The 13,214-nt window shown below is 34.1% G+C and carries 16 protein-coding genes; 5 read left to right on the top strand and 11 right to left on the bottom strand.

Annotated features, from left to right (window positions below; translation table 11 throughout):
* The first annotated feature begins 366 nt into the window (after positions 1–366).
* Positions 367–891 (top strand): peptide-methionine (S)-S-oxide reductase MsrA, encoded by a 525-nt coding sequence (msrA, locus tag ID741_RS03855; protein WP_438719121.1) that lies wholly within the window; start codon positions 367–369, stop codon positions 889–891.
* On the opposite strand, the gene ID741_RS03850 is transcribed toward msrA, so the two are convergent.
* The 4 genes from ID741_RS03850 to ID741_RS03835 form a co-directional block, all read right to left on the bottom strand.
* Positions 873–1,559: a prepilin peptidase gene (locus ID741_RS03850; protein WP_218327147.1), complete on the bottom strand. Its 687-nt coding sequence runs from the start codon at positions 1,557–1,559 to the stop codon at positions 873–875. The genes msrA and ID741_RS03850 overlap by 19 nt on opposite strands.
* Positions 1,560–1,602: 43 nt before the next feature.
* Positions 1,603–2,325, bottom strand: coding sequence for a hypothetical protein (locus ID741_RS03845; RefSeq protein WP_218327146.1), 723 nt, complete (start codon positions 2,323–2,325; stop codon positions 1,603–1,605).
* Between the two features lie 73 nt (positions 2,326–2,398).
* Positions 2,399–3,769: an argininosuccinate lyase gene (argH, locus tag ID741_RS03840; RefSeq protein ID WP_438719119.1), complete on the bottom strand. Its 1,371-nt coding sequence runs from the start codon at positions 3,767–3,769 to the stop codon at positions 2,399–2,401.
* A gap of 254 nt (positions 3,770–4,023) precedes the next feature.
* Positions 4,024–5,232 carry an argininosuccinate synthase gene (locus ID741_RS03835; protein WP_438719118.1) on the bottom strand — a complete coding sequence of 403 codons (1,209 nt, stop codon included), beginning with the start codon at positions 5,230–5,232 and terminating at the stop codon, positions 4,024–4,026.
* A 335-nt stretch (positions 5,233–5,567) separates the two neighbouring features.
* On the opposite strand from ID741_RS03835, the gene rplM reads away from it, so the two are divergent.
* Entirely contained in the window at positions 5,568–6,014 is a 447-nt protein-coding gene (gene rplM, locus ID741_RS03830; protein WP_438720444.1) for a 50S ribosomal protein L13, read from the top strand.
* 13 nt (positions 6,015–6,027) lie between these two features.
* A complete protein-coding gene (rpsI, locus tag ID741_RS03825) occupies positions 6,028–6,420 on the top strand; it encodes a 30S ribosomal protein S9 (RefSeq protein ID WP_218327142.1) in 393 nt (130 codons plus the stop codon).
* A gap of 59 nt (positions 6,421–6,479) precedes the next feature.
* Here rpsI and ID741_RS03820 read toward each other — a convergent pair whose 3' ends face one another.
* The 7 genes from ID741_RS03820 to ID741_RS03790 form a co-directional block, all read right to left on the bottom strand.
* The gene (locus tag ID741_RS03820) at positions 6,480–7,523 is read right to left on the bottom strand and encodes a site-specific integrase (protein WP_438719117.1); all 1,044 of its coding nucleotides are present in this window, start codon (positions 7,521–7,523) and stop codon (positions 6,480–6,482) included.
* A 90-nt stretch (positions 7,524–7,613) separates the two neighbouring features.
* Positions 7,614–7,796: a helix-turn-helix domain-containing protein gene (locus tag ID741_RS03815; protein WP_057086587.1), complete on the bottom strand. Its 183-nt coding sequence runs from the start codon at positions 7,794–7,796 to the stop codon at positions 7,614–7,616.
* The gene (locus ID741_RS03810; protein WP_438719116.1) at positions 7,789–8,391 is read right to left on the bottom strand and encodes a replication protein; all 603 of its coding nucleotides are present in this window, start codon (positions 8,389–8,391) and stop codon (positions 7,789–7,791) included. The genes ID741_RS03815 and ID741_RS03810 overlap by 8 nt, the downstream gene beginning before the upstream one ends.
* Before the next feature lie 200 nt (positions 8,392–8,591).
* On the bottom strand, positions 8,592–9,194 hold the full coding sequence (locus ID741_RS03805) for a hypothetical protein (RefSeq protein WP_438719115.1): 603 nt from the start codon (positions 9,192–9,194) through the stop codon (positions 8,592–8,594).
* Positions 9,194–10,270 (bottom strand): cell division protein FtsK, encoded by a 1,077-nt coding sequence (locus tag ID741_RS03800; protein ID WP_227259068.1) that lies wholly within the window; start codon positions 10,268–10,270, stop codon positions 9,194–9,196. Before ID741_RS03800 ends, ID741_RS03805 begins: the two co-directional genes overlap by 1 nt.
* Positions 10,270–10,584, bottom strand: a complete 315-nt coding sequence (locus ID741_RS03795; protein WP_094518435.1) for a hypothetical protein — start codon at positions 10,582–10,584, stop codon at positions 10,270–10,272. The genes ID741_RS03800 and ID741_RS03795 overlap by 1 nt, the downstream gene beginning before the upstream one ends.
* A gap of 127 nt (positions 10,585–10,711) precedes the next feature.
* A complete protein-coding gene (locus ID741_RS03790; RefSeq protein ID WP_227259067.1) occupies positions 10,712–11,137 on the bottom strand; it encodes a sigma-70 family RNA polymerase sigma factor in 426 nt (141 codons plus the stop codon).
* Between the two features lie 290 nt (positions 11,138–11,427).
* Between ID741_RS03790 and ID741_RS03785 the strand changes: the two genes are divergently transcribed.
* Positions 11,428–12,582: a hypothetical protein gene (locus tag ID741_RS03785; protein WP_227259066.1), complete on the top strand. Its 1,155-nt coding sequence runs from the start codon at positions 11,428–11,430 to the stop codon at positions 12,580–12,582.
* 165 nt (positions 12,583–12,747) lie between these two features.
* Positions 12,748–13,203, top strand: a complete 456-nt coding sequence (gene brxF / locus ID741_RS03780) for a BREX-3 system P-loop-containing protein BrxF (protein ID WP_438719113.1) — start codon at positions 12,748–12,750, stop codon at positions 13,201–13,203.
* Positions 13,204–13,214: the final 11 nt, after the last annotated feature.

Raw genomic sequence — 13,214 nt, 5'->3', positions numbered from 1 at the left:
TACGTCTACGTGGCTGGGTATTGCAAAAAGCTCTAGCCATCATAGATAAACACAAACCTTGACTGTTTGCATCCATCTTGATGAATACAAACACTATCTAAAATAGCTAAAGTAATAGCGGTTATTCAGTTGTGAATGGCACTTATTTAATTGCTGATTCATAAAAAATAACCTCCAACTGTTTGATGTATATGAGTATACGATAAGAAATATTAGAAGTCAATAATAAAATATCAAAATTCTGACAATTTAGTTTACGATGAACCATCTTATATAGTAAGAAAAAATTAAAAAATTATTTTTCAAGCAAATTATTACCGTATCTGTTGGAATCTGATTATAGTGTAGAAAAAGGGGGAGAATAATATGGCAGAAGAAAAAGCAATATTTGCCGGTGGCTGTTTCTGGTGTATGGTAAAACCATTTGATAGTCAATCTGGTATTAAGAAAGTTGTCTCAGGGTACACCGGTGGACATACTGTAAACCCGACTTATCAAGAAGTTTCCAGTGGTCTAACTGGTCATACGGAAGCAGTTGAGATTACTTATGATCCCGATGTGATTGGTTATGATCAATTAGTCGAAACCTATTGGCAACAAACCGACCCAACGGATGCCTTTGGTCAATTTGCTGACCGAGGAGATTCTTATCGTCCAGTTATCTTTTATCAAAATGAAGACCAACGAGAAATCGCCGAAGCTTCAAAAGAAAAACTGCAAAATAGTGGGCGTTTTAAAGAGCCGATCGTTACTAAAATTGAACCTGCTCAAACCTTCTATCCAGCAGAAGACTATCATCAAGATTATTACCGTACCAACTCAGCCCACTATAATGCCTATTCTGAAGGATCTGGCCGTGCCGGCTTTATTCGTCAAAACTGGAAAAAATAGCGTCTGACAAAAATAAATAATAATCCAATAAATAAAAAAGGCAGAAAAGGTAACACTTTCTGTCTTTTTTTATGATAGACAGCATAAATAATTCCAGTCAAAGAAGCAATAAAAAGTAAGAGCAATAATTCAAAGCCACTTAAAAATAAGCTCCAAAATCCTACCACCCACAAATCCCCTAACCCGATACTTTTTGGCAAGACAATTTGTAAAAAGAGAAAACAAACTACAATGACCAATGGATGGGCCCAGTAAATTTGAATATTTAAAGGAATAGCAGCTAATAAAATAACCCCGCTAGTCAAAATAAACCAGCGCATTTCCACAATCAAATAACGATAATCAATGACTGCTAAAACGAGTACAGATAGAATAAAAAATAAATACCAGCAATTTTCAAACGTATACTCTGTTAGAAAAAACCAACAAGCCCCGCCACAAAAAAGTTCGAACAAGAAGGTTTCCAAAGGAATTTTACTGCCACAATGACGACAGCGGAATTTTTGACGTAAAATTGAGACAATCGGAATCATTTCGAGTGGTTTCAAAGGAGTCTGACAGTCAAAACAATAAGAAGCAGGGCGAGCAACGGAAATTTTTTGTGGTAACCGTTGACTAACTAAACATAGAAAAGACCCAATGATTGTCCCAAAAATAAAACGCAGCATGACGATTTGCCCCCTTTAGATAAAGGTACGCGAAATACTGAGATTACTGAAAATTTACTTTTGTTTTTCGGCGGTTATTTTTAGCATGGTCTGCTTTTATCATATGGCATAGCGCATCAATCGTTTTAATTTCACCATGACTTCGATAAAGAAAATTCCGCAATTCCTTAAGATCTTCATCAATATATGCATCATCTAAAAATTCTTTGACAAATTTTGTGCGTTTATTTTTTCTAGTGGTGGTGATATAGTCAGCTTCTTCTTTCATTGAAAAGAAGACCGATTTGAGTTTTGCTTCAATTTGGCAAGCCAATTCAATCGATATCTGTGGTGCTTGCTGATCAAGCTGACCCATCCATTCTTGCAAGACAATGCCGCCTAGCTTAAATTCTGTTGGATGAATGATTCGATATAAAAACCATTTATTTTCAACATTACAAAGATAATCTACTTTTATCGGTAAATTAAAGTCAAATGCTTCCACGGCCTGATTATATTCAGAGATATTTTTAGTTAAAATTTCTAAATAAATTTTTGGAATTGCTTGCTGATGATTTTGTGTGACATAGACTTCACGTGGTTTAACAAAATATTGTATTTTATAAATGAATTCTTGTTTGTGTAATAAGCGAGAAAGATCATAAATACTTTTTACTCGGATGGCTTGATTAAGAATATCCGTTTGCAGATGAATTTCGATCGTAGTGATACCTATGCGATCTAGATGATTTTGTGTTTTAGTGATTTTTTTTGACCAGTTGTCCATAGTTCGTCTCAGTCCCTTCTCAAAAAATATACGCAAAAAAATCCCAACGGTAAAAAACCGCTGGGAAATAAAATTATAATTCTTTTTTTGCTAAGTCAATTTGAGCTTTGACCTGATCAAAACCTGTTCCGCCAAAAGAATGACGACGGATGACCGCTGTTTTAGACGCTAAAGTATCATAAATATCAACTTCGATTAACGGCGTAATCGCTTGGTATTCTTCCAACGGCACATCTTGTAGATAAATGCCTTTTTGCGTGCAATCTAAGACTAATTTGCCGACAATTTCATGGGCTTGACGGAATGGAATCCCACGAGTAGCTAAATAATCAGCTAATTCAGTCGCATTTGAGAAATCTTTTTCTGTTGATTCGGCCATGTGAATAGTATTGACAGACATAGTTGCAATCATTCCAGTCATGATTTCTAAACTGGTTGCCACAGTATGGACGGTATCAAACATGCCTTCTTTATCTTCTTGCAAATCTTTGTTATAAGCTAGCGGCAAACCTTTCATGACAGTCAATAAACCAATCAAATCACCAAAGACCCGGCCGCTTTTTCCTCGAATTAATTCAGCCATATCAGGATTTTTTTTCTGAGGCATAATCGAGCTTCCAGTAGAAAAAGTATCGGTTAATTCTACAAATTTAAACTCATTACTACACCATAAAATGATTTCCTCACAAAACCGCGAAAGATGCATCATTAAAATCGAGCTGTTACTTAAAAATTCCAAGATAAAATCTCGGTCGCTTACACCATCTAAACTATTGTTATATGGTGCCGCGAAACCCAATTCCTCTGTTGTCATAAAGCGATCAATCGGAAAAGTTGTTCCGGCTAAAGCTGCTGAACCTAAAGGAGACAGATCAATTCGCTTCAAGCTTTCTTCTAGACGAGCTTGGTCGCGACTAAGCATTCCGTAATAAGCCATCAAATGATGACCAAAAGAAATCGGCTGGGCATGTTGCAGGTGGGTATAACCAGGCATGATGGTTTCCACATGTTCCTCGGCTTTTTCCACTAAAACTCTTCGGAAATCAGTCATTTTTTCGATGATGTCTTGTACGTGTTCCTTCAAATATAAATGCATATCAGTTGCTACTTGGTCATTACGTGAACGGGCAGTATGAAGTTTCCCCGCGACAAGGCCAATTTCGTCAGTTAACATTTTTTCTAAGTTTAAATGAATGTCTTCGTTTTCGATGGTAAAAGTGACTTCGTTATTCGCTACTTTTTCAGCTAAGATATTTAACCCTTTGGTAATTTCAGATGCTTCTTCAGTGGTAATGATACCAGTTGCGCCTAGCATTTTTACGTGGGCTAGACTGCCGATAATATCTTGTTTGGCTAATTTTTGATCAAAAGGAATCGATGCGCCAAATGCATCAATCCAAGCTTCGTTTTTGCCGTCGAAACGACCGCCCCAAAGTTTTGCCATAATTCACCTCGTCATTTTTTTAGCAAAAAAGACCGTCTCAGCGGCCTTTTTCTTGATTTTATCATAAATTCTCTTCATTTTTTAGGGAGGAGGCATCATAAAGATACCTCAGGATGAAAAAAACATTGCTGGTTTCCTTATTTCCTTACAGGGAAAAGAAACTCGCCTAGAGCAATGGCGATGTGTACCGGATAGCATTATTTACCGGCAAGTAAAAGCTACCTCACATCAAGTACACCCGCATTTTTCAAATTTTAAACAGTTGGTTGTTTGCTTTCAGCTTGCACTTCAGCATTCACTTTTGTTGGCAGACCCCATAATTTAATGAAACCAATCGCTGCTTCTTGATCGAATGTGTCAGCAGAAGTATAAGTTGCCAAGTTTTCATTGTATAAGCTGTTTGGAGATTTCCGTCCTTCAACAATCACGTTGCCTTTAAACAATTTCACTCTCAAAGTACCATTTACAACTTCTTGTGATTTTTTCAAGAAAGCAATCAATGAATCCATAATCGGGTTGAACCACAAACCATCATAAATCATTTGTGATAATTGTTGCTCAATCACTGGTTTGAAGTGAGCCATTTCCCGTACAAAAGTTAAATCTTCTAATTCTTTATGAGCTTTCAATAAAACTTCCGCTCCAGGACATTCGTAAACTTCCCGTGACTTGATGCCGACTAAGCGGTTTTCGATATGATCAATCCGACCAATGCCATGTTTACCAGCTTTTGCATTTAATTCCATGATTAAATCAGACAACAACATTTTTTGACCATTTAATTCAGTTGGCACACCTTTTTCAAAAGTAATTTCTACCATAGAAGGAACATCTGGAGTGTCTTCTAATTCAGCAGTGATATCATAAGCACCTTTTGGCGGTGTTGCCCAAGGATCTTCTAGCACACCACATTCACAAGCCCGACCCCATAAGTTTTGGTCAATTGAGTAAGGATTATCTAAGTCAGCTGGAATTGGCACACCTTTTTCAGCAGCATAATTGATTTCTTCTTCCCGAGACCATTTCCATTCCCGAACAGGCGCAATAATTTTTAAATTAGGATCTAATGCTTGGATTGATACTTCAAACCGCACTTGGTCATTTCCTTTACCAGTACAACCGTGAGCAATTGTTGTTGCACCAGTCTCATGAGCTAATTCAACTAATTTTTTAGAAATTAGCGGCCGTGATAAAGCAGAAACCAATGGGTAAGAGTTCTCGTAGTAAGTATTACCTTGTAATGCAATCAAAACAAAATCTTGTGAGAATTCTTCTCTAGCGTCAATCGCATAAGAGGCAGTCGCGCCAACTTGTAAAGCCTTTTGTTTAATAAATTCGGTATCCCGACCTTCACCGATGTCTAGGCAGCAAGCCACCACATCATAACCTTCGTCGACTAACCATTTAATTGATACGGAGGTGTCTAATCCACCTGAGTAAGCTAAAATTACTTTTTCTTTCATCCTGCATTTCTCCCTTGTTAATAAATTTCATGCAATTTTCATCTTTGCGATGTAGTCATATTAGCACCATAAAATACAAAACGCAAGCACTTTTTAAATATTTATGCAAAAAAGTTTTGTTTTTATGTTTGTTTATTCATTTTTGTTGAACAAGAAATTTTTTATACAATAGAAGAGATGGGAAATGAATGAGAATATTTATTTTTATTTAGCTGAGAAAAAGATTGACATGGCGCACTTTCGCAAGTATTATGGTAAATGGTATTGTTTGCCCCATGAGAGCCCCGGAAACTCAAGTGTTTGTCAAACATTCGAAACTGAAATTGGAGGAAGAAATCGTGCGTACAACATATATGGCTAAGCCAGGCGAAGTAGAACGTAAATGGTACGTAGTAGACGCAACAGATGTTCCTATGGGACGTCTATCAACAGTAGTTGCATCAATGCTACGTGGAAAAAATAAACCAACATTCACACCACACATTGACACAGGTGACTTTGTAATTGTCATCAATGCAGACAAAGTAAAATTAACAGGTAATAAAGCAAATGATAAAGTTTATTACCGTCACTCAATGTATCCAGGCGGATTAAAATCTGTTACAGCTGGAGAATTGCGTGCTAAAAATTCTCGTCGTTTGATCGAAACTTCTGTAAAAGGCATGTTACCTAAAAACACTTTAGGCCGTGCTCAAGGCATGAAGCTTCATGTATACGGTGGCGCAGAACACCCACATGCAGCGCAACAACCAGAAGTATTAGACATTACAAACTTAATTTAAGGAGGGAATTTCATTGGCACAAGTACAATATAGCGGCACAGGCCGTCGTAAAAATGCAGTTGCTCGCGTACGTTTAGTACCAGGAACTGGCAAAATTACTGTAAACAAAAAAGACGTTGAAGAATACATCCCACATGCTGACCTACGTTTAGTAATCAACCAACCATTCGGCATTACTGAAACAACTGGTTCATACGATGTTTTCGTAAACGTAAACGGTGGAGGCTACGGAGGCCAAGCCGGAGCAATCCGTCATGGTATCTCTCGTGCTTTATTAGAAGTAGATCCTGATTTCCGTACACCTTTAAAACGCGCTGGATTACTTACACGTGATTCACGTATGGTTGAACGTAAAAAACCAGGTCTTAAGAAAGCTCGTAAAGCTTCACAGTTCTCAAAACGTTAATCAAAATATTGTTATATCAACGATTCAACCAACTTTTTGGTGTCGTTTGGTGTTAATTGTTATGATAATTCGTTTAATAGATTTAAAGCATCGGCATCTTGCTGGTGCTTTTTTTCTGGCATTAATTCAAGATAATAATTTTGAGTAGTTAAAATTGAGTTATGACCAAGTCTTCTAGAGATATAATCAATACTGATATCTTTTGAAAACAGAAAAGATGCATGTGTATCTCTTAGACCATGAAAAGTAGTTTTTGTAATCTCTAATTGTTTTAGTAATTTTTGAAGTTGTTGAGATTGTCTGAAACTATTCCAGTCAAAGATATACTCTGGTTTACTTTCAGCTAATGTGATAAGAGCGTTATAAACGTCTTTATTAATAGAAATATCACGTTTTGAATGCTTTGTTTTCAATTGAGTATCATTATTAGTGGGACTGATAGAACGTCTAATGTAGATACCAGAATCAAATATGTCTTCTTTTCGTATGCCTAATAATTCACCTCTGCGTGCCCCGGTCTCTAAAGCTAACAACACAAGGACATTGAATTCATCTTCTTGATGATTAATACAGTATTGCCTTAATTTTTTAAACTCAGTGATAGAAAGTGCAATATTCTTTTTGGCTTGTTCTTGTCCTTTTGATTTCAGAAGTGACCCGAAGTCATTTGTAATTAAACCTCTCGCATAAGCATATTTAAGTGAACCTCTGATTTTGAGTACCAGTTCTCTAGTTGTTTTCTTGGAATGTGTTTCAGCGTAGTAATCTAATTTTTTTTGCATGACAATATCATCAAGGTGTTTTAGCTTAATACCTTCAAATAGTGTATCAATAACCGTGATAGTTCGCATGTAATTGATGAATGTAGCTTCACGAACATCATTCTTCTTAACTGTATTTATCCATGTACGATAAAATTCAGTGAATAGGGTAGAACGTTCTGCAATATTTTTTCCTCGTCCTTTTTCTAATTCCATTTCTAGAGTCCATAATTCGGCATCTTTCTTATTCTTAAAGGTTTTTGTTTCTCGCTTGTATTCTCCCTTCTTATAAAGTGAAACTGTTGCTCGATATGAATTATTTCTTTTAGTAATTGTTGCCATTTTATCAGCTCTCTTTCTTATAGAAAAATTGATAAAATAGACTAGTCAATAATAGGATATATGAATCGTCATATTTTATCAATAATAGGATTATTTTACACAGTGATTATCTATGAATTTAAGTAGTTCTGATTTTGTAAATCGTTCCTGCCTACCAACCATAAAGCATTTAAAATCAGGGTGACAGCGGATGTATTTATCGAACGATTTTGGGTCAACTCCGAGAAATTCAGAGGCTTGCTGTCTGTTTAATAAGATAGGTTCTTTATTCATCTGTCTTTTCCTCCTGTTGTTTGTATGGCTTTTTTCCCTTACTGTAACGACGTGAGTCTAAATATTTAGCAAAAAAATAGGTTCGTTCAACAATGAGACCAAGAAGAAGATAATTATGTTCACGAGCGTAACGTACAAGATCTTCAAATTCCATGAAGTTATTTTCTTCGATAATATCGATAACGTCATTCATAAAATTATCGGTATTCTGTTCCAATAGAAATTTATCTAGTTCAAACCCAGCACCACTTTCAATGTTTTCGACATCATAAGGTGTTTTAGAAGGATTCTCTGCATGTGTGAAATAATCAAACATCCCTTTAGGTGACATGACAACTTCTACATGAGCGGGACCATTTAATTTGTCACTTACCATTTCAGACACTTGTGTGTAGCTTTTTAAGGAATCAAAGTAAAATGCACCATGTTTGTGAGATTTTTTAAGCTCACCTGTATCTGAGTAAATATCTTTGTCGTGCCAAGGACTAAGTACAAAAGGTACATGCAATCCATTAAGAATCTCCAAATAGTTATCAGGAGCACTTTCTTTATATATCAGGAATGCCCATTTATTTGAGCGTCGTTCTTTAGTCATGTTATTGTCCTCTTTCTGTTAAATTTATGCCTCTATATAATTAGGAGAAAGTTGGATAGATATTCGGAATATCTAATAAAATTTGATTATTGATTATTGGAGGAATGGGGGTCGTAGTATCCCCATTCCTTCTATAGGAATTAAAATGTTAATAAAAGGCGCCTGTGGCTTTCACTTCGTGAGCCACGGCGCCAACTTTTTTATCTTTTTTTACCTTCGAACCAAAGAGCATTTTTTACTCTAGTGGGTGCAGAGAAATAATAATTAGGATTTCGATTTGCAATCTCTTCTTTTATTTGTGATTCCATTTCCTTTAGTAACTTTTGTGCCTGTTGATTATTTGGAGCTTTAATAAATATAATTACACTGTCTTGGCGAATATCCACAACACATTTATTAACAGCGCGATTGAAAGTACGATTAATAGGATTATATGTGGAGATAGTTTGAGTTTCGATAGTAAATACTCTTTCGGTTCTTTCAGTTTGAGTTAAGAAGCGACGGAATAGTATAGTACTATAGACTGATTTGAAGTAATAAATAATTTTATCAGATTTAAATCTATGAATTAATTCAATTGTTGTAATTAAAATCACAACACAAGTTTCTAAAAGAGCAATACTTACTAAAAATCGACTAATTTGTTTTATAATATTCAAAACTTGTTGAATAAATACTATATCATTTTTGGCAAGAGAACTAATAATAAACTTAGCTGAAACTCCTAAGAATAGAGCAAGTGATGCAGTAATAAATAAGAAAATAGTTAAATTTAAACTTCGCATAAAATAAGACTTTTTCATTATAAAATACCTCGCTTCGTGTAATAGGTTGGGCATAATAAAGGTAATACTTGGTAGGGATGCTCGTTATCAATAATTTGAATTAGCCCGGTTCCTTTACCAATGGGTATCACAATACCTTCTGGATCTAAGTCGGGGAAAAGGAACTGTGTTGTTTTTTTATTGATGTTTCCGATTTGTATAAGTACATTTGCCTGTTCACGTACAGAGATTGGAACCGAAGTATGGTCAAAGCGTTGACTTACTAACAAAAGATGAACTTTGGTTGCACGACCTAATAAAGAAATTTGAGACAACAAAGAAAAAAATGAATCTTTGATGGTCTTGTTAACTCCTTCAGATAATGCCAGGACTTCGTCAATCACCACAGTTAAATGAGTGAATTCATGGTCAGGATTCTCATACAGAATTTCTTGACGCTTTTGAATGATATTCAAGCAGTTACTCAAATTTTCATTGATCTCTGATACAAAATCTGATTTTGAACGATTCTGTTGTGGACGGATTACTGGAACACTATGGTTTCGTGCCCAGCGACTAGGAGTATCGAATTTAGGATCTACAAGAATAAGATCAGAAAATTTTTGTAATATGCTTAAAAAATAAGTTAAAGCATATGACTTCCCAGAACCAGAGTTTCCTGCAATCAACATCGATGTAATTTTATCATAGGAAACTGAATAATTTTTCATGATTGGAATATTTGTATCCTTTATGGAAGAAGCGAAATGGTCCAAATCTGGTATAACTAGTCGTTCTGAGATACCCTTTTTCCAAGGGAAGAATAGCCCACGTTGTATGTGAATATCGTTTGTTTTTCTAGGAACAAAATAAGCTGAATTCTGTTTTAGTAAAGTAAAGCGAGGGTATAGAGATGCATTTGCAATCAAAAATATTTTTTGATACAAATCGTCATCGATAATGTATCCTGCCGGCAAGCGGGGAAGAAAGAGAAACCCTTCTTCCATCACTTGACAGTCAAAACTATTAGTATAACTAGTTTCACCTTGCATTAATGTTCCTAATGCCATATTTAAGCTTTGTAACAGATATTGTTCAAGTTCCTTTTTAGTCATTATTTTACCTCCGTAAAGCCTGTTGCTCGGAAGTAGACATTATAATTGACTTCAACGGCTTCTAAATTATTGAATTGTAGTAGTGATAAATAGTCAGGAAGCTTGATTTCTTCTGTGAACTTCACAACAAAAGGTGGGAGACCTTCTTGAGTAAACCAAGCTTTATAGCCAGTGATTTCTTTCGTAGGTTTACCATCTTCAAATCGAAATTGCTTTTCTAATTCAGTGCTCAGTGAACGAATGGGTTGTTTATTGTTGATATATTCACTTGCTACTTGGGATGAGTAGCCACCTTTTTTGTATCGTGTTTTCATAATATTTACCTCTTTATAAGATTATTAACTCACTTTATTTGAGCTTATTGTTACAGTAGAATTACCTCCTCACTATTTAAGGAGAAAAAATGCTGAGGATTCGGAATCCTCAGCATTAAGTATTTTATTATTCTTCTAAAAGAATGTTCTTCATTTTTTGTAATGTTGATTCAAGTCGTTTCTTCACTGTCTTATCGCTAATACCCAATTCTTTCGCAAGATTAGAATACGATTTATTAAACACATGATAACCTAGAATGATTTGTCGCTCTTGTTCTGACAACTTTGAAAGAGCTTCTTCTAGTTGTTGATTGTTTTCCTGGACAATTAAATGCTCCAATGGGTTGGGGTTAGTATCAGCAATATTATCACCGTATTCCTTCGAACTGCCATTGTAAGAAATATAATTATTCATACTGACTGTTTTATACTGACGATCTTTCCGTAGAGAATTTTCTAACGGTTGATCAAGTAATCGAGATACTTCTTCCCAGTTATTGTTACGACTTGCTTCTTGAATCTTTTGATTTCTATTTTTATCTACTTTTGACATGATTATGTCCTTTCCGCCTTAGCGGACAGAAAGAAACATACACGAGCTAGTAATTGAACCTTTGGTGAAAAAAGCACACCAAATAAACGGATAAACAATATTTAGCAAAGACAAGACTGTTGTTGTCTAGTCATCATATTTGTTTCAATCCGTCCGTTTAGTGCGCACTATAAGGACTTTAATAATTTGTGTACAAGAGGTTATCTTGTATACTTATATTATTAAATTATTAGTCTACATGTGTATTATGGTCTTCATAAGAAAAATGAAATTGAATAGGAGCAGAAGTGATGAACAAAAAAGAGATAGAAGAGTTTGTTAAAGCCAATAAGTGGTTTACATACGAACAAGCCGAAAATGAATTAAGAAAACATTGGAATTCTGACTATGATAAAGATGGTGATTATTTAAAGATAAAAAGAAGACAAATTCAAAAAATCTTACGCTCAGATATTATAGGGACATATTTAGAAATGGATAAAAGAGAAGTTGGGATTACTGAAGAGGAAATATTTATGAAGAAATTATACGGGTGGACTGCGGAAGAAACCTTTTATTTAGAGTATTATGATTCAGAAAGAGACGATATTATTGAGGAAGAGTACACAGAGAAGCTTCATGTTTTTCCAAAATATGATAGGTTGTTTCCTAATAATGAAAGTAGTATGATTCTTTCTACGTGGGATGAACGGTTAGGGGAAGATGAATATACTGCAATGAAAGTTTTTATGAGAGAAGTATATGAGAAAGTATCTCAATTAGATACTAGGGGAAATACTGCATATATTATGAATGAATCGTATTTATTTGCATTGAAGCATGAATTAGAGAGAAGAGAGTATCCTACTAAAATAGTGTATTTAAAACCTCACTCACCCAAAGAAATAACTAAAAATTTATCGAATACTAAATATGATTATGATATTTTACAAAATTCAGATATTCTTTTGAAGGACTTCAATGAAAAAATAGAAAATTTAGTAATTACACATAATAGAGCTAAAGATGTTGAAATAGAGCGATATTTTAATATTGATAACTTTTTTATTAAATGGCAAAATACTTATCCAGAAGCAATAGATCAAATTATTAGTAGTTTAAAGGAAAAGGAATTATTTGAAAAATTCTTCAAGATAAAATCCGAGTTAAGTAATTCCTTTATTTTTGATTTGAATATTAAGAAAGAAAAAGAAAAGCTGAGTGATAAATATAAAGATTTTATGTTTACAGAAGATAAAATAAAAAGTATTTCATCTTCAATTTATTCATATGAGAAGTATCAGTTAGAAAAACTTGAAATAGAAATCTCAAAAGATAATAGTATCATTTCAGAAGCAGCACAGTTTAGATATATATTTGGAATTACACTTAGAGAGCAAGTAGAAAAGTTACATTATGATAATGAATTATTATTAAGCTCATTAGACAACATAGGAATTAGATAAAAATTATACTGGATATATAGGTTAGATTGCTTTCATCTAAATTATTATTCAGAAAAATTTGAACAGCTTAAGAAGGTAATATTCTAAAACAAACTATATTAGTCGTTTCAGATGTTATAATAAGTACATGTGGTTTAAAAAGTAAATCTTACAGGTGGTGGTTAGATGGAAGATATTGAATGGTTAGTAAAGATGCTTGAACAAAAAATAGAAGAAAAGAATTTAGATTATAATCAATTCATGGTTTTGTTATGGAATAATACCGAGATTAAACATCTTTTTGAAGAAATAGATTCTTCTATACTTAATATCAATGTAATCATATCAGAGCAATTATTAGATATACCTTCTAAATTACAAGCTATAAAAACACAGCAAATTATCACTGAAGTTATTAGAAATAATCCTCAAAAGGTTATTATTATTGATAATTTTGAGATATTATTTAGTCCAATATTAAAAGTTAAACCAATAGAATTATTTAGAGAACTGAGTCGTTATAAAACAATTATTGTTATTTGGCGTTACTCTTATGAAAACAATAGATTAATTTATGCTGTTCCAGAACATGCTGAATATCAGGAAACACAGATAAATAAAAATGAAATGATTATCAATTAGGAGAATGAAGA

The organism is Enterococcus sp. AZ103, from assembly GCF_051714685.1.
GTDB classification, from domain to species: Bacteria; Bacillota; Bacilli; order Lactobacillales; family Enterococcaceae; genus Enterococcus_A; species Enterococcus_A alishanensis.
This window is presented reverse-complemented; position numbering and strand designations above follow the sequence as displayed.

Coding starts and splice junctions, on each gene's coding strand:
- msrA (WP_438719121.1), top strand. CDS start 367: ATGGCAGAAGAAAAAGCAATATTTGCCGGTGGCTGTTTCTGGTGTATG.
- ID741_RS03850 (WP_218327147.1), bottom strand. CDS start 1,559: ATGCTGCGTTTTATTTTTGGGACAATCATTGGGTCTTTTCTATGTTTA.
- ID741_RS03845 (WP_218327146.1), bottom strand. CDS start 2,325: ATGGACAACTGGTCAAAAAAAATCACTAAAACACAAAATCATCTAGAT.
- argH (WP_438719119.1), bottom strand. CDS start 3,769: ATGGCAAAACTTTGGGGCGGTCGTTTCGACGGCAAAAACGAAGCTTGG.
- ID741_RS03835 (WP_438719118.1), bottom strand. CDS start 5,232: ATGAAAGAAAAAGTAATTTTAGCTTACTCAGGTGGATTAGACACCTCC.
- ID741_RS03820 (WP_438719117.1), bottom strand. CDS start 7,523: ATGGCAACAATTACTAAAAGAAATAATTCATATCGAGCAACAGTTTCA.
- ID741_RS03815 (WP_057086587.1), bottom strand. CDS start 7,796: ATGAATAAAGAACCTATCTTATTAAACAGACAGCAAGCCTCTGAATTT.
- ID741_RS03810 (WP_438719116.1), bottom strand. CDS start 8,391: ATGACTAAAGAACGACGCTCAAATAAATGGGCATTCCTGATATATAAA.
- ID741_RS03805 (WP_438719115.1), bottom strand. CDS start 9,194: ATGAAAAAGTCTTATTTTATGCGAAGTTTAAATTTAACTATTTTCTTA.
- ID741_RS03800 (WP_227259068.1), bottom strand. CDS start 10,270: ATGACTAAAAAGGAACTTGAACAATATCTGTTACAAAGCTTAAATATG.
- ID741_RS03795 (WP_094518435.1), bottom strand. CDS start 10,584: ATGAAAACACGATACAAAAAAGGTGGCTACTCATCCCAAGTAGCAAGT.
- ID741_RS03790 (WP_227259067.1), bottom strand. CDS start 11,137: ATGTCAAAAGTAGATAAAAATAGAAATCAAAAGATTCAAGAAGCAAGT.
- ID741_RS03785 (WP_227259066.1), top strand. CDS start 11,428: ATGAACAAAAAAGAGATAGAAGAGTTTGTTAAAGCCAATAAGTGGTTT.
- brxF (WP_438719113.1), top strand. CDS start 12,748: ATGGAAGATATTGAATGGTTAGTAAAGATGCTTGAACAAAAAATAGAA.